General features: G+C 41.7%; 24 protein-coding genes and 1 tRNA gene. 13 read left to right on the top strand and 12 right to left on the bottom strand.

Annotated features, from left to right (window positions below; genetic code table 11):
• Positions 1 to 350 precede the first annotated feature (350 nt).
• The gene (gene glnA, locus IQ259_RS05645; protein WP_193882179.1) at positions 351 to 1,766 is read left to right on the top strand and encodes a type I glutamate--ammonia ligase; all 1,416 of its coding nucleotides are present in this window, start codon (positions 351 to 353) and stop codon (positions 1,764 to 1,766) included.
• A gap of 292 nt (positions 1,767 to 2,058) precedes the next feature.
• Here glnA and IQ259_RS05640 read toward each other — a convergent pair whose 3' ends face one another.
• The gene (locus IQ259_RS05640) at positions 2,059 to 2,259 is read right to left on the bottom strand and encodes a hypothetical protein (RefSeq protein WP_193882176.1); all 201 of its coding nucleotides are present in this window, start codon (positions 2,257 to 2,259) and stop codon (positions 2,059 to 2,061) included.
• A gap of 297 nt (positions 2,260 to 2,556) precedes the next feature.
• Between IQ259_RS05640 and IQ259_RS05635 the strand changes: the two genes are divergently transcribed.
• On the top strand, positions 2,557 to 3,456 hold the full coding sequence (locus IQ259_RS05635; protein WP_193882173.1) for a ferritin-like domain-containing protein: 900 nt from the start codon (positions 2,557 to 2,559) through the stop codon (positions 3,454 to 3,456).
• Positions 3,457 to 3,491: 35 nt separating this feature from the next.
• On the opposite strand, the gene IQ259_RS05630 is transcribed toward IQ259_RS05635, so the two are convergent.
• From IQ259_RS05630 to IQ259_RS05620, 4 genes are all read right to left on the bottom strand, one after another.
• Complete coding sequence (locus tag IQ259_RS05630) at positions 3,492 to 4,247, bottom strand: Uma2 family endonuclease (RefSeq protein ID WP_193882170.1); 756 nt, start codon at positions 4,245 to 4,247, stop codon at positions 3,492 to 3,494.
• Between the two features lie 382 nt (positions 4,248 to 4,629).
• Complete coding sequence (gene patX, locus IQ259_RS27070) at positions 4,630 to 4,827, bottom strand: heterocyst-inhibiting protein PatX (RefSeq protein WP_370568003.1); 198 nt, start codon at positions 4,825 to 4,827, stop codon at positions 4,630 to 4,632.
• 123 nt (positions 4,828 to 4,950) lie between these two features.
• The gene (locus IQ259_RS27510) at positions 4,951 to 5,073 is read right to left on the bottom strand and encodes a hypothetical protein (protein ID WP_255525245.1); all 123 of its coding nucleotides are present in this window, start codon (positions 5,071 to 5,073) and stop codon (positions 4,951 to 4,953) included.
• 67 nt (positions 5,074 to 5,140) lie between these two features.
• Complete coding sequence (locus IQ259_RS05620; RefSeq protein WP_193882164.1) at positions 5,141 to 5,506, bottom strand: hypothetical protein; 366 nt, start codon at positions 5,504 to 5,506, stop codon at positions 5,141 to 5,143.
• 269 nt (positions 5,507 to 5,775) lie between these two features.
• On the opposite strand from IQ259_RS05620, the gene IQ259_RS05615 reads away from it, so the two are divergent.
• Complete coding sequence (locus IQ259_RS05615; RefSeq protein WP_193882161.1) at positions 5,776 to 6,804, top strand: isochorismatase; 1,029 nt, start codon at positions 5,776 to 5,778, stop codon at positions 6,802 to 6,804.
• Positions 6,805 to 6,838: 34 nt separating this feature from the next.
• Here the strand turns inward: IQ259_RS05615 and IQ259_RS05610 are convergent, their stop codons facing one another.
• From IQ259_RS05610 to IQ259_RS05595, 4 genes are all read right to left on the bottom strand, one after another.
• Entirely contained in the window at positions 6,839 to 7,726 is an 888-nt protein-coding gene (locus tag IQ259_RS05610) for a M23 family metallopeptidase (RefSeq protein WP_193882159.1), read from the bottom strand.
• Positions 7,727 to 7,759: 33 nt separating this feature from the next.
• Positions 7,760 to 8,575: a DUF4058 family protein gene (locus tag IQ259_RS05605; protein WP_193882156.1), complete on the bottom strand. Its 816-nt coding sequence runs from the start codon at positions 8,573 to 8,575 to the stop codon at positions 7,760 to 7,762.
• A 125-nt stretch (positions 8,576 to 8,700) separates the two neighbouring features.
• A complete protein-coding gene (locus IQ259_RS05600; RefSeq protein WP_193882153.1) occupies positions 8,701 to 9,240 on the bottom strand; it encodes an SH3 domain-containing protein in 540 nt (179 codons plus the stop codon).
• Positions 9,241 to 9,487: 247 nt separating this feature from the next.
• Positions 9,488 to 10,996: a UbiD family decarboxylase gene (locus IQ259_RS05595; RefSeq protein ID WP_193882150.1), complete on the bottom strand. Its 1,509-nt coding sequence runs from the start codon at positions 10,994 to 10,996 to the stop codon at positions 9,488 to 9,490.
• A 445-nt stretch (positions 10,997 to 11,441) separates the two neighbouring features.
• On the opposite strand from IQ259_RS05595, the gene clpS reads away from it, so the two are divergent.
• Both clpS and IQ259_RS05585 read left to right on the top strand, forming a co-directional pair.
• The gene (clpS, locus tag IQ259_RS05590) at positions 11,442 to 11,768 is read left to right on the top strand and encodes an ATP-dependent Clp protease adapter ClpS (RefSeq protein WP_193882147.1); all 327 of its coding nucleotides are present in this window, start codon (positions 11,442 to 11,444) and stop codon (positions 11,766 to 11,768) included.
• Between the two features lie 4 nt (positions 11,769 to 11,772).
• Positions 11,773 to 12,099 carry a DUF2103 domain-containing protein gene (locus IQ259_RS05585; RefSeq protein ID WP_193882144.1) on the top strand — a complete coding sequence of 109 codons (327 nt, stop codon included), beginning with the start codon at positions 11,773 to 11,775 and terminating at the stop codon, positions 12,097 to 12,099.
• A gap of 173 nt (positions 12,100 to 12,272) precedes the next feature.
• Here the strand turns inward: IQ259_RS05585 and IQ259_RS05580 are convergent, their stop codons facing one another.
• The gene (locus IQ259_RS05580) at positions 12,273 to 12,584 is read right to left on the bottom strand and encodes a hypothetical protein (RefSeq protein ID WP_370568002.1); all 312 of its coding nucleotides are present in this window, start codon (positions 12,582 to 12,584) and stop codon (positions 12,273 to 12,275) included.
• A gap of 190 nt (positions 12,585 to 12,774) precedes the next feature.
• The gene (locus tag IQ259_RS05575; RefSeq protein ID WP_193882138.1) at positions 12,775 to 15,096 is read right to left on the bottom strand and encodes an IMS domain-containing protein; all 2,322 of its coding nucleotides are present in this window, start codon (positions 15,094 to 15,096) and stop codon (positions 12,775 to 12,777) included.
• Positions 15,097 to 15,882: 786 nt separating this feature from the next.
• Here IQ259_RS05575 and pdhA point away from each other — a divergent pair.
• The 8 genes from pdhA to ptsP all read left to right on the top strand — a co-directional run bounded on the left by pdhA (position 15,883) and on the right by ptsP (position 24,027).
• Positions 15,883 to 16,917 carry a pyruvate dehydrogenase (acetyl-transferring) E1 component subunit alpha gene (pdhA, locus tag IQ259_RS05570; RefSeq protein WP_193882135.1) on the top strand — a complete coding sequence of 345 codons (1,035 nt, stop codon included), beginning with the start codon at positions 15,883 to 15,885 and terminating at the stop codon, positions 16,915 to 16,917.
• A gap of 120 nt (positions 16,918 to 17,037) precedes the next feature.
• Positions 17,038 to 17,907, top strand: coding sequence for an aldose epimerase (locus tag IQ259_RS05565; protein ID WP_193882131.1), 870 nt, complete (start codon positions 17,038 to 17,040; stop codon positions 17,905 to 17,907).
• Between the two features lie 62 nt (positions 17,908 to 17,969).
• Positions 17,970 to 18,041, top strand: a tRNA-Lys gene (locus IQ259_RS05560).
• 137 nt (positions 18,042 to 18,178) lie between these two features.
• A complete protein-coding gene (locus IQ259_RS05555; protein ID WP_193882127.1) occupies positions 18,179 to 18,865 on the top strand; it encodes a Uma2 family endonuclease in 687 nt (228 codons plus the stop codon).
• 310 nt (positions 18,866 to 19,175) lie between these two features.
• Positions 19,176 to 20,255, top strand: a complete 1,080-nt coding sequence (fba, locus tag IQ259_RS05550) for a class II fructose-bisphosphate aldolase (RefSeq protein ID WP_193882124.1) — start codon at positions 19,176 to 19,178, stop codon at positions 20,253 to 20,255.
• Positions 20,256 to 20,806: 551 nt separating this feature from the next.
• Positions 20,807 to 21,007: a hypothetical protein gene (locus IQ259_RS05545; protein WP_193882282.1), complete on the top strand. Its 201-nt coding sequence runs from the start codon at positions 20,807 to 20,809 to the stop codon at positions 21,005 to 21,007.
• Positions 21,004 to 21,267, top strand: coding sequence for a type II toxin-antitoxin system RelE/ParE family toxin (locus tag IQ259_RS05540; protein WP_193882121.1), 264 nt, complete (start codon positions 21,004 to 21,006; stop codon positions 21,265 to 21,267). Before IQ259_RS05545 ends, IQ259_RS05540 begins: the two co-directional genes overlap by 4 nt.
• Positions 21,268 to 21,534: 267 nt before the next feature.
• On the top strand, positions 21,535 to 24,027 hold the full coding sequence (gene ptsP / locus IQ259_RS05535; RefSeq protein WP_193882118.1) for a phosphoenolpyruvate--protein phosphotransferase: 2,493 nt from the start codon (positions 21,535 to 21,537) through the stop codon (positions 24,025 to 24,027).
• 291 nt (positions 24,028 to 24,318) lie between these two features.
• Here ptsP and IQ259_RS05530 read toward each other — a convergent pair whose 3' ends face one another.
• Complete coding sequence (locus IQ259_RS05530; protein ID WP_193882115.1) at positions 24,319 to 25,206, bottom strand: aspartoacylase; 888 nt, start codon at positions 25,204 to 25,206, stop codon at positions 24,319 to 24,321.
• Positions 25,207 to 25,209: the final 3 nt, after the last annotated feature.

Genomic DNA, 25,209 nt, shown 5'->3' with positions numbered 1-25,209 from the left:
TCCCAATCGTTAACTATCTGTGGTTTGATATTTATTTGGCTGCATTTACGCACCAGTAAATTTTTGTGCTATTTAAAATAAGTTCGGCACAAAAACAATCTATCCGCTACTTAAGGATTTTATGCCAAAGTTGACCCCGATGAAATGAACTTTCCAGTTTTGTACAGATGACTTGCGAAAGGTTAATATAACCTGTAATCCAGACAATCTGTAACAAAAACTACATAATTATGTAATCTCAAATCTTTACGATAATCCAGGTGTGTCACAACTTGGTTCGGATCAGTAGGGTTAGGATGCTTTGGCAGATTCTGGTTTTACAATAGGAAATTGGCAGAGAAGGAGTAACAATGACAACCCCACAAGAAGTCTTGAAGTTGATTCGAGACCAAAATATTCAGATGATTGATCTGAAATTCATCGATACACCAGGAACATGGCAGCACTTAACCGTCTACCATAACCAAATCGATGAAAGTTCTTTCTCTGATGGCGTACCTTTCGACGGTTCCAGTATTCGGGGTTGGAAAGGTATCGAAGAATCAGACATGACAATGGTGTTAGATCCGAACACAGCTTGGATTGACCCATTCATGCAAGAGCCAACCCTCAGCATAATCTGTAGCATTAAAGAACCCCGCACAGGTGAATGGTATAACCGTTGCCCGCGCGTTATTGCCCAAAAAGCTGTAGATTATCTAGTCTCCACTGGTCTTGGTGACACCGCATTCTTTGGCCCTGAAGCTGAATTCTTCATTTTTGATGATGTCCGCTTTGACCAAACCGCCAACTCCGGCTACTACTACGTAGATTCTGTAGAAGGTCGTTGGAATTCTGGTAGAGAAGAAGGCCCCAACCTGGGTTACAAACCACGCTTCAAAGAGGGTTACTTCCCAGTTTCGCCAACAGATAGTTTCCAAGATATCCGCACAGAAATGCTCTTAACAATGGCGAAGTGCGGTGTTCCCATTGAAAAGCAACACCACGAAGTTGCAACTGGTGGTCAGTGCGAACTCGGTTTCCGTTTCGGTAAGTTAATTGAAGCGGCTGACTGGCTGATGACTTACAAATATGTCATTAAAAACGTAGCCAAAAAGTATGGCAAAACCGTCACCTTCATGCCAAAACCAATTTTTGGCGATAACGGTTCCGGTATGCACTGTCACCAGTCCATTTGGAAAGATGGTCAACCCCTGTTTGCAGGTAATGAATACGCTAAATTGAGCAAAATGGCGTTGCATTACATTGGTGGTATCCTCAAGCACGCACCAGCATTGTTGGCAATCACCAATCCCACCACGAACTCCTACAAGCGTCTAGTACCTGGTTATGAAGCCCCGGTAAACTTAGCTTACTCCCAAGGTAACCGTTCTGCTTCTGTGCGTATTCCTCTGTCTGGTGACAACCCCAAAGCCAAGCGTTTAGAGTTCCGTTGTCCAGATGCGACTTCTAACCCTTACTTGGCATTTGCGGCTATGCTGTGTGCTGGTTTAGATGGGATTAAAAACCAAATCGATCCTGGTGAACCCTTAGATAAAAATATCTATGAACTGTCTCCAGAAGAACTAGCAAAGGTTCCTTCTACTCCAGGTTCTCTAGATAAAGCATTAGCAGCCCTCGAAAATGATCACGCTTTCTTAACAGATACAGGCGTGTTCACTGAAGACTTCATCCAAAATTGGATTGACTACAAACTGGCTAATGAAGTTGAGCAGATGCAGTTGCGTCCTCATCCTTATGAGTTCTTTCTCTATTACGATTGCTAATTGCAACCAGTAGTAGAACAAGGCAAAAGTCACCCTGAGCGATCGCCTAGTATCTCACAGGGAAGCCAAGGTGTAAAAAGACCGAATTCATCAGCTTTTTACATATTTGAGACAGTACAGCCGTAGTCACTGAGCTTAAGACAGTGTTGATGACTCAAAGCCTTATAGTTACTGGTTTTATACTCAGCACTTTGCTATAGCTTTATTTCCGCCAAGCCGTACTAGTAATTTTTTAAGCCACCTGTGAGGGGTGGCTTTTTTATGAGTTAACGCTGTTGACAACTCTTTTAACCTAGCTCATGGCAGCATGACTGCTACCGTAAATCGTGCGTGTAGTTTGGTCTATCTTGCCTTGAATGGGATTCCAATAATGGGATACCTCTTCAGGAAGACCGAGTTCTTGTGCAGCACGCATCAGCATTGATTGTTGACGGTTCTTAACTTGATGATGTTGACGCACTATCAATGCACGAGATTTTTCTTGAATAGACATACTTCAGTCCCCCTAAGGTTTTAGTTATATATTTTAGGTATTTATCCTTTCGCTTATTAATATAGCAAAAATTCTGTAGCTTAAGTTACAGTTTTAATTTTTCTGTTCTAAATATAACAAATCTTAATATTTTAAGGGCTGAAATGAGTATGATTGCGTGAGTCATAACTCTGAAAGTCATGAATTTCTGATATTTTTGTTCAGATTCATCTTTGTAAAAAATAATCATTTCAGTTTCCGGCAGGGACTGAAAAACTGAGATAGCATCAAAAATAATAGTTAATAAAACTTCATACTATGACAGTTACTTACCCACGAAAATTCCAGAATACTCTAGGTGCGAGAGATATCTTAAAACGGGTAGTTAGCGATCGCGAACTGCATCTAATGACTCTCAACCGCTATCGCTACAGCGAACAACGCAGTTGCAAAGACCTAACTGAAGTAATTGAAAAACTAGACGGGCAGCCACCAGAACTGATCCGAGATTTATCTCATCACATTTGCGATGAAGCTCGGCATTCCATGTGGCTAACTGATCTGTTAGTAGAACTGGGTGCCAATGTCGGAAATCCCCCAGGAATGCCTTATATTGATGAATTTGAATGGCTGCTTGACAAAAATACTCACGATCCAAAAACTAATTTGGACGACACCATAATTGCTGGTATGGCAGCAATTAACATCACCGAAAAACGTGGTTGTGAGTATTTCTCTGCTCACATTCACGCCCTCAAGCAAGCACCACAAACAGCAGAAAACATCAAAATCCGTGAAACCATCGAAAAAATTCTCCCAGAAGAAGCAGGACACGTTCGGTGGGGAAATCATTGGTTAGGACAAATAGCCGCTAAAAGTCCAGAACATCGGCAAAAAGTAGAGCAAGCCAAGCGTAAATATGCCGCAATTGAACAGGCAGCCTACGAATCAGGCATGGATATTACCCTAGGTGCAGAACTACGAAGGGTGACAAGGTTGGTAGAAGTGTCAAACACAATGCCACTGTGGGAACGTCCCCAATACCTGATGGAACGTTTACCCCAAGCTTTGTTAGCACCTGAGTTGCAGTTTACCAGAATTCAAGCTGCACAAAAAGCTTGGCAACGCAATCCACAAGAATTCATGGAAAAGTTTGTGCCAATGTTTCTCAACGGCATTAAAAAGAACGAGATAACAAAAGAAAAAAATAGCGTTTAAATAAATAAGGGCGAACAAATGTTCGCCCCTAATTTTTACTCGAAGGCCGGTAAATTGTTCAGGTCGATACCCTGAGATGCTAAATAAGCCATCAATCTTTCTTTTTGCTGGCGTTCTTGTTCAGCGCGTTGGCGTTCTTGTTCAATTTGTTCCACAGCCCACGGTAATAAATTACCAGCCTCATCCCACCAACGCAACCAATAACCAGTTCGAGCTTCTTTAGTACCTTGCCAAGTTCCCAAAAATAAATTCATTGACTCTACAAAATGACGACCATTTTCGTCTGGTAGCTTCAACTCATAGCGTTGATTTTCTAGTTGATAAAATTCCAACAAACCATCATTAGGTTCAAAAATCACATAGATGGGAACCTGCAAAATTTGCTCATAGAAAAACCATTTTCCTGGCGGATAAGTGCGCTTGACTGAATATTCCCCGCCCTCGGTATCGGATAGAAATTCCATAACGATCGCCGGCACATCTCCTTCTAAATTAGGAGTATAACTTTTGCGATCACTCAGAATCTGATTAACGGCTGGAACATAAACCCAGTCAGGTGCTTTCAGAATTAATTGCCCGTTGATAGTCGCACAAAGACCAAAATTCGAGGCTATCAACATCTGTGGTTGGATGAACCCACTAATTTCCAGGCTTTCACGCAAAGCACCAGCCAAAATTGGCTGATTGGTATTCTCCACTGGTTCATCCTCTAATTGATAATCGTCGGGCAACGCTTCCCAAGAGATTATCGGTTCAGTTAGCGATTTAGCTTCACTGAATTGGGTTGCCATAAACACAGCACAATGATTAGTTTGTTCTTATGTTATCGCTCTCTACACAGATATGAAGCGATCGCTGGTAGATATGCCTAGATGCTGATTTTTAAGCAAATTTAAAAAATATTTGAATGAGATGCCCTTGATTTTGTAGTGTATGGTCTCGGCAAAATCCGGAAAAGAGAAGAGATTATCTAATTGAAGGAATAGGTGATGTTATGGATAAGTCAGTTTGCTTGGGGTTGCCAACGCAAAGATGCAAGCAGGTTCTAGAAACAGAGTTTAAGGATGAAATATGATTTGGCTGCCAGAAAGTGATGTAAAAGTTTGATTTTTATGAGATTCCTTCGCCACAAGCTGATTTTTGTCTTTATAAGAGACATAATATCACAAGTGCTTAAGCAATAGGAAAAGCATGATTGAGAGATTCACTTAAATCTCTGCGTCCACTACCGCGATGGGGCGTGGTTTTTTTTGGCTCATTAGGTTTAGGTTTAGGCTTTGCCGAAAACAACATTTGTACCTCTCTATCATCAAGCAGTGTATGTGAGCGATTTAACTTCTCTTGGCAGTTAAAAGCCAATGAGCCGAACATCAAACTCGAAACTAACAGTGAAAATGTAACACGCATAGCAGATATTTATTGTGTAACTCTGATATCTACTGCTACTTAGTTTCTGAATATGTGTCCGGAAAGTTCGGCAAATAGTATTCTGTTTTACAGAAAGAAATTTAGTTTGACGTTACGCTCAAGTTCCGCAGATAGGGCAACAAAATTCGGACACAGCGATATTTGAGGACATAATTGCTGATGTTCAACAGCAGTGGCAGATAGACTCATAGATGCTGATATTTGCTGTATTTCAAGTTACTCAGAACTCTTTGGATTAGTAAAAATCCCCAGAGAGTTAGTACTCATCATCGCGGAGAATAAAACCAGATTCCTTATTGAGAAAGCCTGCAAGCTGTTTTATTAGTCCCCCAAGTCGATTGAATTTATGTTCAACGATTTTGTCGGTAGCATTATGCCTGTATTCTGCAAACAGTTTTTTCTCTGTATACTCAGTCAGATGAACATCTAATTTTTTTTCTGTAAAGTTCAATCTGTCCACCAAAGTATCCTTCAAATCATCAACGGCTCTATTGATAGTAGATTCTAGGCGAGTAATTCTGGTGTTGATGTTCGCCTCAACCTGAGCTAATCGATAAATAGCACCGACTACCATTAGCAAACCGGAAAAAACAGTTAGAGCATTATTAATATCAACCTTCATTCAACAATCGATCGCTATTAAGTAGGTCGGTGTTAAAAATTGTCGTTATGACAAGGCAGGAGGCAGAGGGCAGAAGGCAGAAGGGAAGAGGTTTTCAAACTACTTTACTTTCCGTTACATAGTTCCGTTTATTTGCACCTTTCTACTTACCACCAGCTAAATGAGTAGAGTTGCATGATTCTGAACCTCTAGAACTTAAAGTTTCTTAATTTTAAGAGGCGATCGCTAAATCGCTGTGTTATCAATACCATCAGTAAAGCGATGGTTTTATGAGTCAACCTTTAATTCCAACTAAAATTCCCATTCCTCCCCACTTCAACCCTGAAAAAGTAGGCGAAGTTTGGCGCGTACCATACCAAGAATGTGCAGCAGCAGCCGAAGTATGGGCAGAACAACACAATATTCAACCAGCATCTTCAGACAAAACTCGTATTTGTCTACTTTTAATTGATGTTCAAAATACCTTTTGTATTCCCGAATTTGAATTATTTGTCGGCGGTAAATCTGGAACTAGTGCAGTCGATGATAACCGAAGATTGTGTGAGTTCATTTATCACAACTTAGGGACAATTACCACAATTATTCCAACCCTAGATACTCATACAGCAATGCAAATTTTTCATCCGATTTTTTGGGTGAATGCTGACGGAGAACACCCAACACCAGCCGCTACTAATATCACTCCAGCAGATATTGAAACAGGTATTTGGAAAGTCAATCCCGCAGTTGCTAATAGTGTGACTAACGGTGACTATGAATTGCTAGAACAGCAAGCTTATCACTACGTTAAACAGCTAAGTCAAGATGGTAAATATCCTTTGACTGTTTGGCCTTATCATTCTATGTTGGGTGGCATTGGTCATGCTCTAGTTTCATCTGTAGAGGAGGCGATATTTTTTCACTGCATTGCACGTCAAAGTCAGACACAATTTGAACTTAAAGGTGAGAATGCTTTAACAGAAAATTATTCTATTTTACGTCCAGAAGTTTTATTTGGCTTTGATAAACGCTCACTTGCACAGAAAAATACACAGTTAATTAAGCAACTTTTAGAATTTGATGTTGTTATTATCGGTGGTCAAGCAAAAAGCCATTGTGTTGCTTGGACAATTGATGATTTATTAACAGAAATTAAGCAGGTAGATGCTACCCTTGCCAAAAAAGTTTATCTACTAGAAGATTGCACTTCTCCTGTTGTAGTTCCAGGTATTGTAGATTATACAGAACAGGCAGATGCAGCCTTTACTAGATTTGCTGAGGCAGGAATGCACATTATTCAATCAACTGATTTCATCTAATCCCGAAAACCTTCTCTGCGATACTCTGCGTTTATCACTTCTTCAAATAACCCTTTGGGTCTTGCGCCACCCAACCTTGAGATGAGCTAGAACGCATTTCAAAATGGAGATGTGGTTCCTTAGCAGATGGCTGTCCAGTAGTTCCAATCGTTCCTAACAAATCTCCAGCATTGACTTGCTGACCAACCTTAACCTTGATAGTGTCAAGATGAGCATAGCGGCTTTGCAGTCCACTGCTGTGGTTAACAATGACTAAATTGCCATAACTACCTTGCTCTTGAGCAAATACTACACTACCCGGTGCGATCGCCTCTACAGAACTGCCAACGGCGGCTAACAAATCTATACCACTGTGAAAAAACACCTCACCATTATGGGGGTTAATTTGCCAGCCATAGGCTAACCCTACATCTGCTACTTTTGGTAAAGGATATCCACTGATGGATACTGTTTGTGTATTTGAATTTGCTGGTATGAGAGATGCAGTTTGTGGACGATTTGGCAACCAACTCAACCCCGGTACAAATACAATCTTGGGGTTTTGTTGACAACCATTGATTTCAAAGAGTGCATCAGGACGAACTTTATATTTTGCTGCTACTTGCCGCCAATTTTGACCGCTTGGCACTTCTACAACAATGCCGTTGTAGGGGGGTATTTGCAGTTCATTACCCACCCTAACACGTCCATTATTCACATCTGGGTTCATCACAATTAATGTTTCTGGGGCGAGATTGTAGCGCTGTGCTATGCTCTCTAAAGTTTCGCCACGATCAACTTTATGGCGCTGGAAGCGAGATAAAGCAGGAGTCGGACAGTTGGCAACTTGCGCGTGAGCGCTTTCTAAGTTTGGTAGTGTGGATGCTAGTCCAAATGTGCTGACTAGGCTACAAAGCAAAAGCAGACGATCAGAAAATGTCATGAGTGTAAGTTAAAAGATCCCTAACTTTAGATTTTAATTGGGGATTTCAGAACTGTTTGCTGTTGAGCGTAAACCTTTGTCCTGCAACATTCTATCTACCCAAGCTACATCAGCTTCTGATAGTGGTGGAAATGGCTCTTGATTGTAGTCTATAACTAAATCGTAAGCCGATATTTCATACACTTCGTTTAATAATCTCTGTAAATCTATAATTGGCTCGGTATCTTCTCCACGCAAAGGTAGCGGAAAAGCCGGAATTACTTCTTGTAAATTAAAAGCATATAAATCAGCATAAGGACGGCGATCGCTACGACAAACTAAAATACGATAGTGGCTTTCAATGTCAGTATCAAAAAATGCCATTGCTTCCCCAGTTCGCAGTAAATCAATCTCTACTAAATGAGTTTTACTTCCTAGTACATCTTGGCGTTTTTCCTCATACATTTCTCTCCCTTTTCCTCGGCGCTTGTTAGTTGGCGATAAAATTTCTATAGTAGTAACTACATCTTCCGTTCCAACTTCTCGCACCTCTAAATAACCTTCTTTGATAATTTCCGGTGTGGGAACTTTTACTCTTATTGGTTTGGTGAATGGTTCTGCAACTGCGACATTTGATTTTGTTGAATCTGCCACATTTGATAGACTTTTTATCGTTACATCAGGAATACCAACAAATAAGGAATTGACTCCACTGGTTTCATACATCCGAACTTCTACCGCCACTCGATATTTGGGACGCAACTGAGGAGATAGTAACCTCGCAATTTCAATAGTTAGCCAGTGATGTAATCCTGGCCACAAATCAGGATGCTCTAGATATGGGTTCATTCCTGGAAATGGAGAAGGCATTTATCTACCTCAGACTTAATTTGATTGACCCACGAGTGTTAATTATCATGGTAGCTGAATAGTCCTAGATCAACTTCTCCCCATTACAAATCTAGTTCAAACTGCCTTCTTTACTTCTGAAAATATCACGAACAAGTTGTTAGGGCAGCACCACACTGATCTTCTCTGGCTAACCAACCTTTAACACCTTGATATTCTACTTGCGCCCAATCTCCTTGACATCCTAATAATTTCACAGCCACATCAGCAGGAACTTGTCTGATTTTTCGGCTTTGCTGATTAGCACTGGCGTACATATCCACGCCATTAGTACCATAACCACGGGTTGATAAGCCTAATTTTAGAGCAGACACCCATCCTGTTCCAGAAAAACCATCACTGGCATTAGTAATCTGTACCCAATTTTTAGCAGCAGCGATAATCTGAACTGTTTCGTTGATAGGTACTTGTCCTAAAATTCTGTTACGGGGACTTCCGCCACTCCGCACATTTAAGCCTTGGGGATCTGTATCAGTAACATAGGCTAAGATATCGCATTTTTTCACATTAGTTGATTTTGCGAAAACAATTTGCTCGGATATACCAGTATTTATAAATACACTTATGCCCGTAAGCCCTAAGGCAATTACTAGCTTTGACAGGGAGGAGTTAATATTTTTAGGCATATTTTCTCTCTTTTTGGTAGTGCTAACTAAAAAATCTGCCTTATTTATAACTTAATAACTTAGTTTGTCATTAAATTAGTTAAGTTTAATTACTGATGTTCGCCAGGGTTTGTATTTGAATAAAAATCCCCACCTCATTAAGAGAATGGGGTGATACGTTAAGGTAATGCGCCTTTAAGTTGCATAGCCTTTAGCCTGAGAAAGGCGCGATGATGCGATTTGAATGATTATTAGCTGATTATCAACTTTATTTCATGTCGTAACCAAATAAGTTGGGGTCAACTTCTCCTAACTGCAAGTCTGCTAAACCATATTCTACCCATCGTCTTTCTACCATTGCGGCTATATCTGGATCTGATTCTAGTGGCGCACCCCATTCGTGTTCTGTTTCTGGGGGAATTTTGGTAGTTGCATCAATTCCCATGCGTCCACCTAAACCAATTTTTTCACTGGCAAAATCTAAGGTGTCAAAAGGTGTATTCGGCAAGATAAATACATCGCGGGTGGGATCAACTTTAGAACTTATTGCCCAAACGACTTGGCGGGGGTCGCGGATATTGATATCTTTATCAACAACAATGACAAACTTGGTGTATGTAAATTGAGGTAAAGCACTCCAAAAAGCTAAGGCTGCCCTGCGCGCTTGTCCAGGATAGGCTTTATCAATGGAGATAATTGCGGCTTTGTAACTCAAAGCTTCCATTGGTAAGAAGAAATCCACAATTTCTGTGACTTGTTGCCGCAGAATTGGGGTATAAATACGATTGAGTGCGATCGCCATCATGGCTTCTTCTTTAGGTGGACGACCGCTAAATGTGGTTAAATATATCGGTTCTTTGCGGTGCGTCATACAGTTGAAGCGAATCAATGGTGAATCTTCCACACCACCGTAATAACCCATGTGATCGCCAAAAGGCCCGTCTGGTAAAACTTCTCCTGGTGTAATTGTTCCTTCCAAAACAAATTCTGAATCTGCGGGAACTTCTAAATCGACAGTTTTACATTTGGCTAACTGCACACCAGAACCACCATACAAACCAGCAAATAGCCATTCTGATAAATCTACAGGGATAGGTGTAGCAGCTGCCATGATAATTAGTGGATCTACACCAAGTGCGATCGCTACTTCTAATTTCTTCCCACGTTCGGCAGCTTTCCGCAAGTGCCTCGCCCCACCCCGCACTGATAACCAGTGAACGGTCATTGTATTCTGAGATTGGAGTTGTAAGCGATATACACCAACATTCGGTGTACCTGTCTCGCAATCTTTGGTAATTACCAAACCCAATGTAATAATTTTGCCAGCATCACCAGGATAAGGACGAATTAGCGGTAACTTGTTTAAATTTAAATCATCGCCTTGAATTACCACTTGTTGACAAGCAGGAAAAAAGTCTCTTCCTGGTTTGGCTTTAAGAACATCAAACAACACTTTGCCAAAATCTATCGCCTGGGAAATCGTTTTCGGTGGTTTTGGTTGTTGTAGCATACCCAGCTTTTTTCCCAGAGTTTCCAACTCTTGGGGATGCTGCATATTCATCGCCCAGCATATTCTTTCTACCGTTCCCAGCAAATTCACCGCCACTGGGAAGGAAGCACCTTTGACATTTTCAAACAACAAACCCGGCCCACCTTTTTGCAGCATCTGGTTAGAAATCTCCGCAATTTCTAACTCTGGGTCAACCAAGGCTGAAATCCGCCGTAATTGTCCTCTTTGTTCTAAAATTTTGATGAATCCGCGTAAGTCTCTCGCCATTGTTTTAATAAAGCTAAATAGTTAAGAAATATGAAGCGCTTTTTTAATATTATGAGCTATTATTCGCTTGTCTATCTTCCCATTGCCTACAATAGTGAAATTATTTTCACTGCAAATTAACTAATTGATTGACTTTTCTTAACCCTGTTGCACAAGCAATGTGGTTATCCTAACTAAGGATAGGCATTATTGATTACAAATAAGCTCTACTCCTCAAACATGGCGAGAATAGATTCTAGTTCCCTAGCAGGTAGTGTTGTGATGTGCTTCCTGCTAGGTTTTTGTTCGTACTTCATACTACCCTGAGGAAACGTCTGCCGTAGGATGCCCTTAGGGCTGTAAGGCGAACACACTTCATACTTCACACTTCATACTTCATACTTTCTATGGACTAAACTATTTAGTTATAGTGTAGTTTTGTAAAATCCTGTTAGCCAACTGTCTTATGATTACGAGACTTTCAGCAGCTATTTACGGGATGGGTACAGCACCAACTGTTGCTCCTGAACGGTCTAGTCAAGTTGTTCGCAAGCCTTATCCCAATTACAAGGTAATCGTTTTAAACGATGACTTCAACACTTTTCAACATGTAGCTGAGTGCTTGATGAAGTATATTCCTGATATGACCAGCGATCGCGCATGGGATTTAACTAATCAGGTACATCATGAAGGACAAGCGATCGTTTGGGTCGGCCCCCAAGAACCAGCAGAATTATATCACCAACAGCTGCGGCGAGCCGGTTTAACTATGGCTCCCTTGGAAGCAGCTTAATCTCATGGATAAATCCACCAAAAGCTCCCAAAAAGCAGCAAATCGCAAAGATGGCCGACTAGTCTGGAATCACTCTACCCATCTTCCCGGTCTTATCCCCATTTTAGAACTTCTTTGTCAGCAGGAAGGCATTTACACCGTTACCCCAGGCGTAATTGGGCGGGTAAAAGGTCATTGCCCAAAAATGCAGTTACGCATATCTGTACCGATTCGAGGGGGTTACAAAGTTATCGCCAGACAAGGTAAGACAGTACAAGAGGTGTTCATCCTGACTAGTTTAGTGCAGGATGAACTGCAAACAGCTATTGCGATCGCTGTGAACAATTCGTAATTCGTAATGACGCTCGTTCGCCCTTGGCGTGCCGTAGGCAAGACTCGCTAACGCTACGCTAACGTAATTCGTAATTAAGATTACGTCTAGGCTTAAGCGATTTAATCTTTTACCTACTTTTAGCGAATTACTATTGATACAACCACTCAGCACTTTTAATTCAGCACTCAGCACTATTCTTCTACACGATGCACGGCAAACTTATGTAGCGGCAAACTGAGAATACAAGAAAAAGTTAAGAAATATGACAGTGCTGTTGTAATCCTCAAAGACATCACAACAGATTCCCAGTCGGGTAAAATGATTTTCTCTAGCGCAAAAGCAACACAGTATACGAGCCAGTAAGAAAAGCTCATTCTAAATAAAATTTTCTCTGTTTCTTCTAAATCATTTTTTGGTTGCTTACCGTCCCAGAGTATTACTAACCCAAGTACACAAGCACCAAAGGAAACAGCAACGACAAATTCATGACACAAAAAACTCATCGACTGCATTTGCCTCGATCCCAATATTTTTGTAATTGAGATTCAGTCTAAAGGAATATTCCTTGGAGTTATACAAAAGATTTACAAACTGCAATAAGCACCGCGGTTAGTGTTACAAAGTGCAACTATTTTATTGCGCTTTACTAAGCTAAATATTTTTAACAATTCATTTTCATTAGTTTACTTAGTTCTAAAAATTCATACTAACTTGATTAACAACATACATACTCTGAATTCGCCACTTACCTTCTCGCCGAATTAAATCATAGCGAACCCGCAAGCTTTCATTAGAAGACTTTTTTATTTGCCCACGTTCATAAAATTGTGTTGCTTCTTTTACCGTAGCTAAGACAGCGGCGCGATTAGGATCTAGGTCATTTTTACTCACAAATTCTACTTTAACGCTGTGGTCGTACTTACGATAACGGTTATCTGCTCTATCTTGCTGGGCAATTAATCGCCACTGAGATAAAGATGAACCAGTTAAAATGTTATTTAGACTCTCAATATCATGGTTCTGCCCTAAAGCCACGGCTTTGGTAGACAGCCAAGTGCGAATTACTTCTTCAGCTGTCGTATCGGTCAGAGGGCCATCAGGTGGTAGTAACTCGCTATAAGCATTGGGGATATCGATAGGTGGTTGATTGAGTTGGACAGACAACTGCTCACCTTGCAAAGCTGGTGTCGGGAAAAATAGATTTTTCAACCAACCAAACGTAGTGGAAACTATCAACCAAAAAACCAATACACCAGCCAAAGAAGCAAATACTGTCCAGACTAATCGTGTTTTACTGTCTAAGCGATTGGTGACAGTGCGTCGTTGCCGAGTCCGGCGATCGCGGTTATTATCTAACCCACGTTCTCTGTTGATTGGTTGACTGGGCTTGCGCCGTCTGCGTTTTTGGGTTGGACGGGGCGCACCTACCTGACCTTTGCCATTCAGATGATGACTACTTGCTCTATCTGGTTGTGTTGCGGTGGAAGATGCTATGGGTATTTCTGATGTTTGAGTATTACCATCTGCGGTTGATGAAGGTGCTGTATTCCATCTGGGGAGTGGCGAGTTAGAATACTCAGGTCTTGTGTTGTTTGGTGTTTCTGGCAAATCCAAATCAGGCATTTTACTCTGGTTTTGACGAAAAACTCCAGAATAATGACTTTGTTGATGGCTATGATTTGGCGGTTGGCGATTAATTACACCCCACTCGTTGCTAGTTTCTGCATCGCTGGGTAGTGCTTCTAAATATGCCTGCACTTGGGAGTTGGCAAAGTAATCTTTGAGTGCGGCTTGCTGTCTTGACAGATCACGAAAATGGGGAAACACTTCATGTTGTAACCACTGTTCGCCATACAGACATAAGCCCGGTAATAAATCAGGAGAGTCTTGAGATTTTTCCCGAATAAAAGCTAAGGCTTCGTACTCCTGGCTCATTTCTAAAACACGGGTTGCTTCTTCGGTTTGCCCTAAAAATAGCGCACAGAGTGACTGTTCTAGATGCACATCCTGACGCTTACCCAGATACATTAGCATTTGTCTAGCCTGACGAATTAATGCCGGTTGACGTTGGGCAAATCCTCTGGCAATCAAAGCATAAACTGCCAAGTATGTAGCTACAGCCGATGGACGCTTACTTTCGGCTTCAAATAGCTTGTGCTGTTCTGCGACTGTTAAGTAGTTGCGGATTTGCTGAATAAAACGGAGAAAGTCATCTATGCTTAACCCCGATTGATCGTTGTTTGTACCATCAATGCCGCCGCGATCTTCCAGGATGCTTTGCAGTAATTCCAAACCTTGGTGGCGTTCGACAGTCTTTTCTAAAGGTAGCGCCAGTAATTCTAAAACCCGATAAGGGCGCAATTTATTCAGATCAGCTTGAATTTCTGCCTGTACGGCAGAAAATATCCCTTCACTAGCAAGCATTTCTAACCCTGATTCTAGGGAAAGAGCCGCATTTTCGTAGTAACCTTGCTGCCACTGTTCGCGCCCTAATTCTAGGCAAGCCAAAGCCACAGTCAGCACAATATCTGGATGGTCACTACTTTCGAGAAAGTCTGCCTCGGTGAGATTGTTAATTGCTTTAGTAACTGCTGGACTATGATGATTTGCTAGGTATGTACGACCTAATTTCAAAACGAGTTCGTACTCCCCTAGCTCTTGCAAAATTAACAGCGCACCAACCAATTCCTGTTGAGGAATTTCAATACTAAGACCTTGGTTATCAAGATCACGATTCGGACCTGTGGGTGTTCCTGTTGTAACTGTGGCAGTAGCAGTGCCATCAGGGTCATAGGCGTGGGACAGATAAAGCTGATCGTAACTGCTACGTTCTTTCGGATTTGATAAAACCACGTAAGCTGTTTCTATAAGTTGTTTACGAGAAGCGATCGCTGCTTGAGAATACTCCCGTCGTGGCAATTGCACAATGCGATCGCTATATGCTTGCCGCAACTGTTCTTCACTTGCCGCTAACGGTAGTCCTAAAATTCGGTAGTAATCTAGCGGAATTCGCACAGCCTACTTCCTCTGCACCGTGATCAACATAATCCACCTAGAGCATTCCAGGCATGTAAAACCGTGCCATAAATATGACGGTGAATAACACCGTGCCGGACTTACACTATAAGTGTATAGTGCAACTATTAGTTTTGTTCCCTCTCAAATTTTGAGACACATTTTATTACTATTAATTTGAGTTCGCCTAGGCAAGAGGGAAACTTTGTCTTAATTCTTAGTATTTACTTGTGTATAACTGCTAACAGTCATTAGATACTGCAAAATTAAATTGCGATCGTTTATCATAGTCATTATGCTCTACTTACAGCTTATCTGCTTGATGTTCACTTAAATATATTCCCTGTCTAGGAAGTAATACTAGCAATACACGTAATGGTAGATGTTAATAATAACAAGGAATAAAATGCTACCATTCTCAGTCCTTAATTACAACTCTTTGGCAAAATAAATTCAGCCTCGGCATTCATTTTCCCAAAATTGTGCATGGATATGCAGAAACCAAGCTATCCTGATTGATAGCCTATTTACAGGAGTTGGGAGTGCATAACGACAGAGGGCATCTGGAAGGCTATTTATGGCCCCTAGGGTGTAAAAATCGCCGATAGCGGTTTCAATAAACCAAAAAATCACCTACCCTCTATTTCCAATCATCCTTTTGGGCGCATAAATTTTGGTTTCTGTGTCAAAGCAGATGATTTGTCAGAAAGCGCCATATTTAACATGATGAAGAGTGCTGAGTACTAAGTAAATTTCAGTTTTACAACAGGGATACTAAAAAAAATAATGGTTCAAGAACGGACTTTACCTAAATTTGATATTGCCAGCGTTCAAATCACCAAAGCAGAAGGCTTAATGCTTTACGAAGACATGGTGTTAGGGCGCTCCTTTGAAGATAAATGCGCTGAAATGTATTATAGGGGCAAAATGTTTGGTTTTGTTCACCTATATAACGGTCAAGAAGCCGTTTCTACTGGCGTTATCAGAGCAATGCGTCAAGGAGAAGATTTTGTCAGCAGTACCTACCGCGACCACGTTCACGCCCTGAGTGCAGGAGTACCAGCCAGAGAAGTGATGGCGGAATTATTTGGTAAAGCTACAGGTTGCAGCAAAGGACGTGGTGGTTCCATGCACATGTTCTCTGCGGAACATGGCTTATTAGGTGGCTATGCGTTTGTGGCTGAAGGTATTCCTGTCGCATCTGGTGCAGCTTTTCAAAGCAAATACCGCCGCGAAGTTTTAGGCGACCCCAACGCTGACCAAGTAACAGCCTGCTTCTTTGGCGATGGTGCGGCTAACAACGGTCAGTTTTTTGAAACGCTAAACATGGCAGCTTTATGGAAACTGCCAATTATTTTTGTGGTGGAAAATAATAAATGGGCAATTGGGATGGCTCACGAACGAGCAACTTCCCAGCCTGAGATTTATAAAAAAGCCAGTGTGTTTAACATGGTGGGTGTGGAAGTAGATGGGATGGATGTACTGGCAGTTAGGTCTGTCGCCCAAGAAGCTGTCGCCCGCGCCCGTGCTGGAGAAGGGCCAACATTAATCGAAGCCCTCACCTACCGCTTCCGTGGTCACTCCTTAGCCGACCCAGATGAATTACGCACCAAAGCCGAGAAAGAATTTTGGTTTGCCCGTGACCCAATTAAAAACCTCGCTGCTTATCTGTTAGAGCAAAATTTAGCTAGTGAGGCAGAATTGAAAGCCATTGACCAAAAGATTCAGGAAGTGATTGAAGAAGCAGTGAAGTTTGCCGAAAGTAGTCCTGAACCTGATCCTAGCGAATTGTATCGCTTTATATTTGCAGAAGACGAGTAATTATCAGAAACTAGGGACTGGGAATTTGAGATTTTGGATTTTAGATTGGAGCTAAATTCCAAATGATTAATTCAAAATTATTTCCCAACACCCAATCCCTAGCTTCTTAGGAATAAACTTGTGGTTAGCATTACCGTTCAACAGCAACAGTACAAAACCTACATCCTTTCTGACGAAACCTCTAATACTCAACTAGAAGTTGTTCCAGAACGCGGTGGTATCATCACTAGCTGGCGCATTCAAGGTCAAGAAATTTTCTATTTGGATAAGGAGCGCTTTACTCACCCTGATTTAAGTGTCAGAGGTGGAAATCCCATATTGTTTCCTATCTGCGGCAACTTACCAGATAATTCCTACACCCACAACGGGCAGCAATATACCCTCAAACAACATGGCTTTGCTCGTGACTTACCTTGGGAGGCTGAGGAAGTATCAGAGGAAAATACGACGTATCTCAAAGTCCATTTAGCCAGCAATGAGCAAACAAAAGCTGTATATCCCTTTGATTTTCACTTAAGTTTTAGTTATAAAATCCACGGGAATACCCTGGAAGTTCAGCAACATCTGCATAACTCTTCTGCAACATCAATACCTTTTTCTACTGGGTTTCATCCTTACTTCCTGGCTCCAGATAAAACACAGCTAGAAATTGATATCGCTGGTCAAGAGTATCAAGACAACAGAACCAAGGAAATAAGACCCTTTGACGGGAATTTTGATTTTAATTTAGATGAAATTGATGCTGCCTTTAAGCATTTAACTGCTAAATCGGCTACAGTCACAGACAACAGCCGTAAATTAAAATTGACCTTAGATTACGGCGATGATTATCCAGTCGTGGTATTTTGGACAGTCAAGGGTAAAGAATTTTATTGTCTCGAACCTTGGAGCGCTCCGCGCAACTCCCTGAATACAGGCGAAAACCTGACTGTGATAGAGCCAGGAGCCAGCTACACAGCATCTGTTAGATTAACGGCAAATTTCTTCTAGACACCCCTTACAAATCTACAGATATCTATGTTATGATGGCAAAGTTGCAAAACGAAATGCCAGGGTCGCTAACTCAACGGTAGAGTACTCGGCTTTTAACCGATTAGTTCCGGGTTCGAATCCCGGGCGACCCATGAAGAAGCAAAAACTGGCTGAAGCTTTGAAAATGGAAGCTTCAGCCAGTTTTATAGTTAAGATGTGATTTACAGAGGCGATCGCACAAATATCCATTGGGTAAGATAAACATAGGCTAAACCCAAATACCATAGTCATGGTGAAAACCCTTCCACAGCATTCGATAATTCCCCTTCTAGAAAATGGCGACAAACTCACCCGATATGAATTTGAGCGTCGCTACAACGCTATGACCAACCTAAAAAAAGCCGAATTAATTGAAGGGATAGTCTATCTTATGCCTGCTGCTCTGCGTTTTAGAAGTCATGGTCAGCCGCATGGCTGGATTATTGGTTGGTTATGTACTTACGAAGCTGCTACACCAGTTGTGGCGCTGGGAGTTGAGCCGACTGTGCGCCTAGACTTGGATAACGAACCACAACCAGATGCAGTTCTCCTCATTGCACCAGAAGCAGGTGGCCAAGTAAAGCTGAGTGCAGATGATTATATTGAAGGTGCGCCAGAGTTAATTATCGAAATTGCGGCTAGTAGCGTAGCTATAGACCTTCATGCTAAAAAACAAGCTTATCGCCGCAATGGAGTAAAAGAATATATTGTTTGGCAAGTTCTTGATCAAAAATTGACTTGGTTCTATTTAGAACAGGGTGAGTATTTGGAATTAGTACCTGATGATGATGGAATTCTGCGAAGTCAGATTTTTCCTGGATTGTGGTTAGCGGTGAGTCAGTTATTAGCCGGAAATATGCAGCAAGTGCTGACAGTATTACAAGCAGGTTTACAGTCTGCTGAACATCAGGCTTTTGTAGATAAATTAACATCTTGAACAAGGGAGCGATCGCCTGTATATTAGTCTTGGTATTGAGGAGTTTACAGATGAGCTTGTCTTAGACAGCACCAATAATTAATTATCTTGCATACCAGACTACTAAAGCCTTAATCTGTAACGTAGCACACTTTACAGTAGAGTAGGTCATGTGTAGGGCATGTTGATTAGTGATGACGTAAACTTTTTCAACATAAACACCCGACACTAGTTATAATTTCCTATAAGTTGAAAAAAATCTTAAGATTGGCGTAAAAATTACGCTTGTCTGACACCGACTAGCTGACAACCACTATTAGGAGGACTATCTATGGCGCTTGTACCAATGCGGCTATTGTTGGATCACGCAGCTGAGAACGGTTATGGCATCCCAGCTTTTAACGTTAACAACTTAGAGCAGATTCAGGCAATCATGAAAGCGGCGGCAGAAACAGATAGCCCCGTAATTTTGCAAGCTTCTCGTGGCGCTCGTAACTATGCAGGTGAAAACTTCCTGCGCCATTTGATTTTGGCTGCGGTAGAAACCTATCCTCAAATTCCCATTGTCATGCACCAAGATCATGGTAATGCTCCTTCTACCTGCTACTCAGCCATCAAGAACAACTTCACCAGTGTGATGATGGATGGTTCCTTGGAAGCTGACGCTAAAACTCCTGCAAGCTTTGAGTACAACGTTAAAGTTACCAGTGAAGTTGTAAATGTAGCTCATGCTTTGGGCGTAAGTGTAGAAGGCGAACTCGGTTGCTTAGGTTCTTTGGAAACCGGCGCGGGTGAAGCTGAAGATGGTCACGGTTTTGAAGGTACACTCGACCATTCTCAACTGTTAACTGACCCCGATGAAGCTGTTAGTTTCGTAGAAGCAACCCAAGTAGATGCTTTGGCTGTAGCTATCGGTACTAGCCACGGTGCTTACAAGTTTACCCGCAAACCAACTGGCGAAATTTTGGCTATCAGCCGCATTGAAGAAATTCACCGCCGTTTACCTAACACCCACTTGGTAATGCACGGTTCTTCTTCTGTTCCTGAAGATTTAATCGCTTTGATTAACGAGTTCGGCGGTGCGATTCCTGAAACCTACGGTGTACCTGTAGAAGAAATTCAAAAAGGTATCAAGAGTGGTGTTCGCAAGGTAAACATCGACACCGACAACCGTTTGGCGATTACTGCTGCTGTACGCGAAGCTTTAGCAAAAAATCCCAAGGAATTTGATCCCCGTCACTTCCTCAAGCCTTCTATTACATATATGCAGAAGGTTTGTGCTGAACGCTATCAGCAATTTGGTACTGCTGGTAACGCCAGCAAGATTAAGCAAATTTCTTTAGATGATTTTGCTGCTAAATATGCCAAAGGTGAACTCAATGTTGTCACCAAGGCTGCTGCTAAGGTTTAATTTAGCTAAAGAATTGTAGGCGACACATTGGTGTTTCCTTAAACTGAGGGTTTTGATATTAGAAATAAACCGGGAAACATCACAGTTTCTCGGTTTTTTGTTGAAATTAGAACAGGTGATAGGGGACAGGTTACAGGTGACAGATAGAAAAGTCTTGTGCTGTCTCAGTCGATGGGATAAAACAGATAACGTAGACGCGGTAGCGGCTTGCCGCAGGCTACCACAGAGGCGCAGAGGTCACGGAGGAATGAGAGGTTGAGAGAATTTTTGCTTGAGTTCTAAGACATTTGCTCTACTATTATCGGGCGCGTATTGCTCATAATAATTTTTACTTTTAATTTAGAAGAATACCTTCAAAATGAAGTATTACCAAAAATTAAAGAGCGATCACATACCTTCTATGAATAGGTTATAAGCTCGCACGACAATAGGCGATCGCCATTATACTGCTGAAATCTATTGGTAAACTAGAGACAACTGCGATCGCCAACTTCACATACCACAATCATGGTATAGATATACGCCAAAAAAAGTAAATAATGAGGTATAAAATGGAAATTACAAAAACCAGACAAGCGTTGCTCAAAGCTATTTATGAAGAACTAGAACAAGCTTATGAAGACACTTTAGAAGATGTTTTAGAGTTACTAAAAATTCGTAAAAGTGAAGATGAAGAGGATATTCAAGATATTGCTGTGGCAAAAAATGATACTACTATCTCTTGGGAAGAATATAAGCAAGAGAGTGCATGAGTTATCAAATAGAAATTACAAATAGGGCGGCTAAACAATTAAAAAAGCTGCCGGAAGACATCAAAATTCAAATAGAGGAGAAAATTCAAGAGTTAGCAAACAATCCACGTCCTAATGGCGTGGTGAAATTAGAGGGTGAAGAAGATACGTACCGTGTTCGTGTAGGTAAGTATCGTATATTATACGAAATCAAAGATGATTTATTAATAGTTAAAGTTGTTAAAATTAGTCATCGTAGAGATGTTTATCGTCGCAAATAGAGCTAATTAAATTTAATCTTAGCCATGCTAGAGATGCTTGAGTTTTTGTTGTAATAATGATGAATGTTTCTAAAGATTGAGTGCGATGTCTACGACAAGCCGCTATTCGTCTACGCATCCTCACCCTAAGCGCCACGCGTCATTATAAAAATTTTCGGACAATTGCAACGGCCGTGAAGTATTGATGCTATTTTGGTGGTGCGCCAGGGTAAATATAACGGGTAATTGACTAAATATTAGACTCTCAACAAAGTTGATGGTGTTGCAGTGGTCGGAATAGTTATTGTTTCTCATAGTAAACAATTGGCTCTGGGTGTGCAGGAACTCGCTGCACAAATGGTTCAGGGCAAAGTGGCCATTGCGGTGGCGGCTGGGATGGAAGATGCAGACAATCCACTAGGTACAGATGCGCTGAAGATTTATGAGGCGATCGCATCTGTATTCAGCGATGATGGTGTATTAGTTTTGATGGATCTTGGTAGCGCTGTGATGAATGCAGAAATGGCGGTTGAATTTTTGCATTTATCACAGCAAGAAAAAGTATATCTCTGTGAAGCACCACTGGTAGAAGGTGCGATCGCCGCCGCTGTAGCCGCCGCCATAGGCAAAAATATCCAACAGGTAATGACAGAAGCTAGGGGAGCATTAAGCGCCAAAGCCACACAATTAGGTGTTACTAACCTAACATCGACTGTCGGCAGCAATACTCAACCAACAAAGAGCGCTTATCCCACCAGAGAAATCCGGTTAACTGTGAATAATCGCTTAGGATTACATGCTCGTCCGGCGGCGAAGTTTGTCGCCACCGTCGCCCGATTTAACGCCCAAACTCATGTGCAAAATTTAACTAAAAATACCGCAGTTGTCCGGGGTGACAGTATTAACCAAGTTACGACTTTGGGTGTGCGTCAAGGACACGAATTATTAATTACTGCGACTGGTGTTGATGCAGATGCAGTACTAGCAGCATTACAAACGTTATTCGCAAATAACTTTGGCGAAGATGAGATTCCTGTTGTGTCTCCACCAACAATGCAGCATCAAGTGACATCAGCAACTCATGGTGAACTTTTAGGAATTGCGGCTTCTCCGGGAGTTGCGATCGCACCTGTAGTTTATTATCAACCTGCCCCGATGACGGTTACACAATACCACGTTCATGACCCAGAGGCAGAATGGCAACGGTTACAGTCAGCAATTCACACTGCTCAACAAGAAATCCAGACAATTTTCTCACAAGCATCTTTGCAAATTGGTGACACAGAAGCCGCAATTTTTGATGCTCATCTACTATTTTTAGAAGATCCAGTGTTACTGGAAACAGTGCAGCAACGCATCATGGAACACCACATCAATGCAGAAGCAGCTTGGCAAGCTGTCGTTGAGGAAGTAGCGACTTCTTATCGCACCCTGGAAGATAGTTATTTGCAAGAGCGTGTGGAAGATGTGGGAGATGTGGGACAAAGGGTGCTGCGATTGTTAGAGGGAAATAGTGCTACTGGCTTGCACCTTGCAGAACCAGCAATTGTAGTAGCGACAGACTTGACACCTTCCGATACAGCAGCATTAGATCCCAGCAAGGTACTAGGTATTTGTACAACTTCTGGGAGCGCTACATCCCACAGTGCCATTATTGCCCGGACATTGGGAATTCCCGCTGTTTTGGGTGTAAATCCAGAAGTCTTGCGGCTAGAAGATGGTACTTTGATGGCGCTGGATGGTGAAAGTGGCAAAGCTTGGGTAGAACCAGAAGCAGATATTATCGGTGCGTTAGAAGCCAAGCGGGAAGCTTGGCAAACTGCCAAACTAGAAACACTAGCCAAGGCACATCAACCAGCAATTACCCGTGATGGCAAGCAAATTAGCATCTTAGCCAATATTGGTAGCATTGCAGATGTGCAAGTGGCGGTGGCTGGTGGTGCTGAAGGTGTGGGATTACTGCGGACAGAATTTTTGTATTTAGGTAGAACTACAGATCCGACAGAAGAAGAACAACTGACAGTTTATCAGGCGATCGCCCAAGTTTTAGATCACCGTCCGCTAATTATTCGTACCCTAGATGTCGGCGGCGACAAGCCATTACCCTATTTGAGAATCGGCTTTCCCGAAGCTAACCCTTTCTTAGGCTGGCGAGGTATTCGTTTCTGTTTAGATCATCCAGAATTGTTTAAAACTCAGTTGCGGGCAATTTTACGCGCCAGTGCGGGACACAATATTAAGGTGATGTTCCCGATGATTGCGACTGTGACGGAAGTACGCACCGCTAAGGCAATATTAGGTGAAGTACAAGCAGAATTGCGGCAAGCAGGTATCCCTTTTGATGAAAATATGCAGGTGGGTGTGATGATTGAAGTCCCTGCGGCTGTCGCCATCGCTGATCAGTTAGCTGCGGAAGTCAACTTTTTTAGTATTGGGACTAATGACTTGAGTCAGTATGTCATGGCAGGCGATCGCAATAATCCCAGGGTAGCTTATTTAGCTGATGCTCTGCATCCAGCCGTGTTGCGGATGATCCAGCAAACTGTACAAGCTGCCCATACTGCCGGAATTTGGGTAGGATTGTGTGGGGAATTAGCCGCAGATCCCACAGCCGCAGCGATTTTATTAGGTTTGGGGTTAGATGAATTGAGCGTGAATCCCCAAGCAATCGGGATCATTAAACAGGCGATCGCACAGTTAACTGTAACTCAAGCAGAGGCGATCGCCGCCACAGCATTACAATTAGATTCTGCCAACGATGTTAGAGCTTTGGTGCAATGAAAAACTCACCCAAAGGTTCATTATATTAATCTTCAGGTGTTGCATAAATGCGGGATGATTTTCTTATATTTCTCTCTCAAAACCTCTTCTTCTCTACGAGACGCTGCGCGAATGCGTACTTTGCGGTTCATTATTTCATCCCTAAATTCAGCAACGCCTATTAATCTTCAGAATTAAGTAGAAAGGTGCAAATAAACCGAACTATGTAACGGAAAGTAAAGTAGCTTGAAAACCTCTTCCCTTCTGCCTTCTGCCTCCTGCCTTGTCATAACGACAATTTTTAACACCGACCTACTTAATGGGACAGACTACTAATTGCTTTTGTGTCAAACACATGGCAATACCTTTTTCGTAATACGCAGCTTCGTTAATAAAAATGGGATAAACTGTAGATGCGCCTTGATATGCGATCGCTCTCCCATCAAAAGTTAAAAATATCGGATCACCAGGATTAAGGGGTTCATAATCTCGATCCTGAAGTTGCGGGTGAATCATGGCTTGAATTTCTCCACGCTCGTTTCTCGGATAATCAATAATCCCTGTATATTGATACATGGTAAGAGTTTTGTTTTTTGGTTGATTCACACCTTGGTTATCGCCTTCTATATAGTCCAAAACTTGATAAATTAATGCTTCCGTTTTTTGGAACAAATCAGCATTTAATACTCCCTGCGCTACAGGCCCTACTTCAATCGCAAAACCTAATTCTGAGAGAGAACAAAGAAAGTTAGATTCTCTTATAGGTTGCGAGTAACAAATTCTCACATCAGGATTTATAGCACTCAATTCAGCAGCTAACCGCAGTAGAAATGGATGTTGATTTCCTAAAATAATAGTTAGCTTCATATTTGCAGTGGAACTATGCAAATCAATAATCATATCTACCTTTGATTTGCCTTTTTCTCCTAAAACTTGTACAAGATTTTTTGCTAATACATCTTCATAGCTATCAAGCTGATTATCCTGTAAATCTTCTGTTGCAAAACAACGATTTAAATCTTTATCAATATAACGTCTGACTGCTGCAAACGCATGAGGATTACTCAATAATACACGAGTATCAAAACTGGAACGCTGAATTAAGTTTGGAAACTGCTCAAACTTTTTCCCTACATATATTCCTGTAAATTCATTCCCATGCGTACCAGTAGAAATCACCACCGACTTTATTTTTTCCATAAT

The organism is Fortiea sp. LEGE XX443, assembly GCF_015206815.1.
Classification (GTDB): Bacteria; Cyanobacteriota; Cyanobacteriia; order Cyanobacteriales; family Nostocaceae; genus Nostoc_B.
Note: the sequence above shows the minus strand (reverse complement) of the source record. Positions and strands in the feature narration are given on the sequence as shown.

What these genes read in the sequence shown, in the direction of transcription:
- IQ259_RS05605 (WP_193882156.1), bottom strand. Translation starts at nt 8,575, where the DNA reads ATGCCTTCTCCATTTCCAGGAATGAACCCATATCTAGAGCATCCTGAT.
- IQ259_RS05585 (WP_193882144.1), top strand. Translation starts at nt 11,773, where the DNA reads ATGGATAAATCCACCAAAAGCTCCCAAAAAGCAGCAAATCGCAAAGAT.
- IQ259_RS05600 (WP_193882153.1), bottom strand. Translation starts at nt 9,240, where the DNA reads ATGCCTAAAAATATTAACTCCTCCCTGTCAAAGCTAGTAATTGCCTTA.
- IQ259_RS05555 (WP_193882127.1), top strand. Translation starts at nt 18,179, where the DNA reads ATGGTGAAAACCCTTCCACAGCATTCGATAATTCCCCTTCTAGAAAAT.
- patX (WP_370568003.1), bottom strand. Translation starts at nt 4,827, where the DNA reads ATGTTCGGCTCATTGGCTTTTAACTGCCAAGAGAAGTTAAATCGCTCA.
- IQ259_RS27510 (WP_255525245.1), bottom strand. Translation starts at nt 5,073, where the DNA reads ATGAGTCTATCTGCCACTGCTGTTGAACATCAGCAATTATGTCCTCAA.
- IQ259_RS05545 (WP_193882282.1), top strand. Translation starts at nt 20,807, where the DNA reads ATGGAAATTACAAAAACCAGACAAGCGTTGCTCAAAGCTATTTATGAA.
- fba (WP_193882124.1), top strand. Translation starts at nt 19,176, where the DNA reads ATGGCGCTTGTACCAATGCGGCTATTGTTGGATCACGCAGCTGAGAAC.
- IQ259_RS05580 (WP_370568002.1), bottom strand. Translation starts at nt 12,584, where the DNA reads ATGAGTTTTTTGTGTCATGAATTTGTCGTTGCTGTTTCCTTTGGTGCT.
- IQ259_RS05530 (WP_193882115.1), bottom strand. Translation starts at nt 25,206, where the DNA reads ATGGAAAAAATAAAGTCGGTGGTGATTTCTACTGGTACGCATGGGAAT.
- IQ259_RS05595 (WP_193882150.1), bottom strand. Translation starts at nt 10,996, where the DNA reads ATGGCGAGAGACTTACGCGGATTCATCAAAATTTTAGAACAAAGAGGA.
- IQ259_RS05640 (WP_193882176.1), bottom strand. Translation starts at nt 2,259, where the DNA reads ATGTCTATTCAAGAAAAATCTCGTGCATTGATAGTGCGTCAACATCAT.
- clpS (WP_193882147.1), top strand. Translation starts at nt 11,442, where the DNA reads ATGATTACGAGACTTTCAGCAGCTATTTACGGGATGGGTACAGCACCA.
- IQ259_RS05620 (WP_193882164.1), bottom strand. Translation starts at nt 5,506, where the DNA reads ATGAAGGTTGATATTAATAATGCTCTAACTGTTTTTTCCGGTTTGCTA.
- IQ259_RS05630 (WP_193882170.1), bottom strand. Translation starts at nt 4,247, where the DNA reads ATGGCAACCCAATTCAGTGAAGCTAAATCGCTAACTGAACCGATAATC.
- IQ259_RS05635 (WP_193882173.1), top strand. Translation starts at nt 2,557, where the DNA reads ATGACAGTTACTTACCCACGAAAATTCCAGAATACTCTAGGTGCGAGA.
- IQ259_RS05615 (WP_193882161.1), top strand. Translation starts at nt 5,776, where the DNA reads ATGAGTCAACCTTTAATTCCAACTAAAATTCCCATTCCTCCCCACTTC.
- IQ259_RS05610 (WP_193882159.1), bottom strand. Translation starts at nt 7,726, where the DNA reads ATGACATTTTCTGATCGTCTGCTTTTGCTTTGTAGCCTAGTCAGCACA.
- IQ259_RS05540 (WP_193882121.1), top strand. Translation starts at nt 21,004, where the DNA reads ATGAGTTATCAAATAGAAATTACAAATAGGGCGGCTAAACAATTAAAA.
- glnA (WP_193882179.1), top strand. Translation starts at nt 351, where the DNA reads ATGACAACCCCACAAGAAGTCTTGAAGTTGATTCGAGACCAAAATATT.
- pdhA (WP_193882135.1), top strand. Translation starts at nt 15,883, where the DNA reads ATGGTTCAAGAACGGACTTTACCTAAATTTGATATTGCCAGCGTTCAA.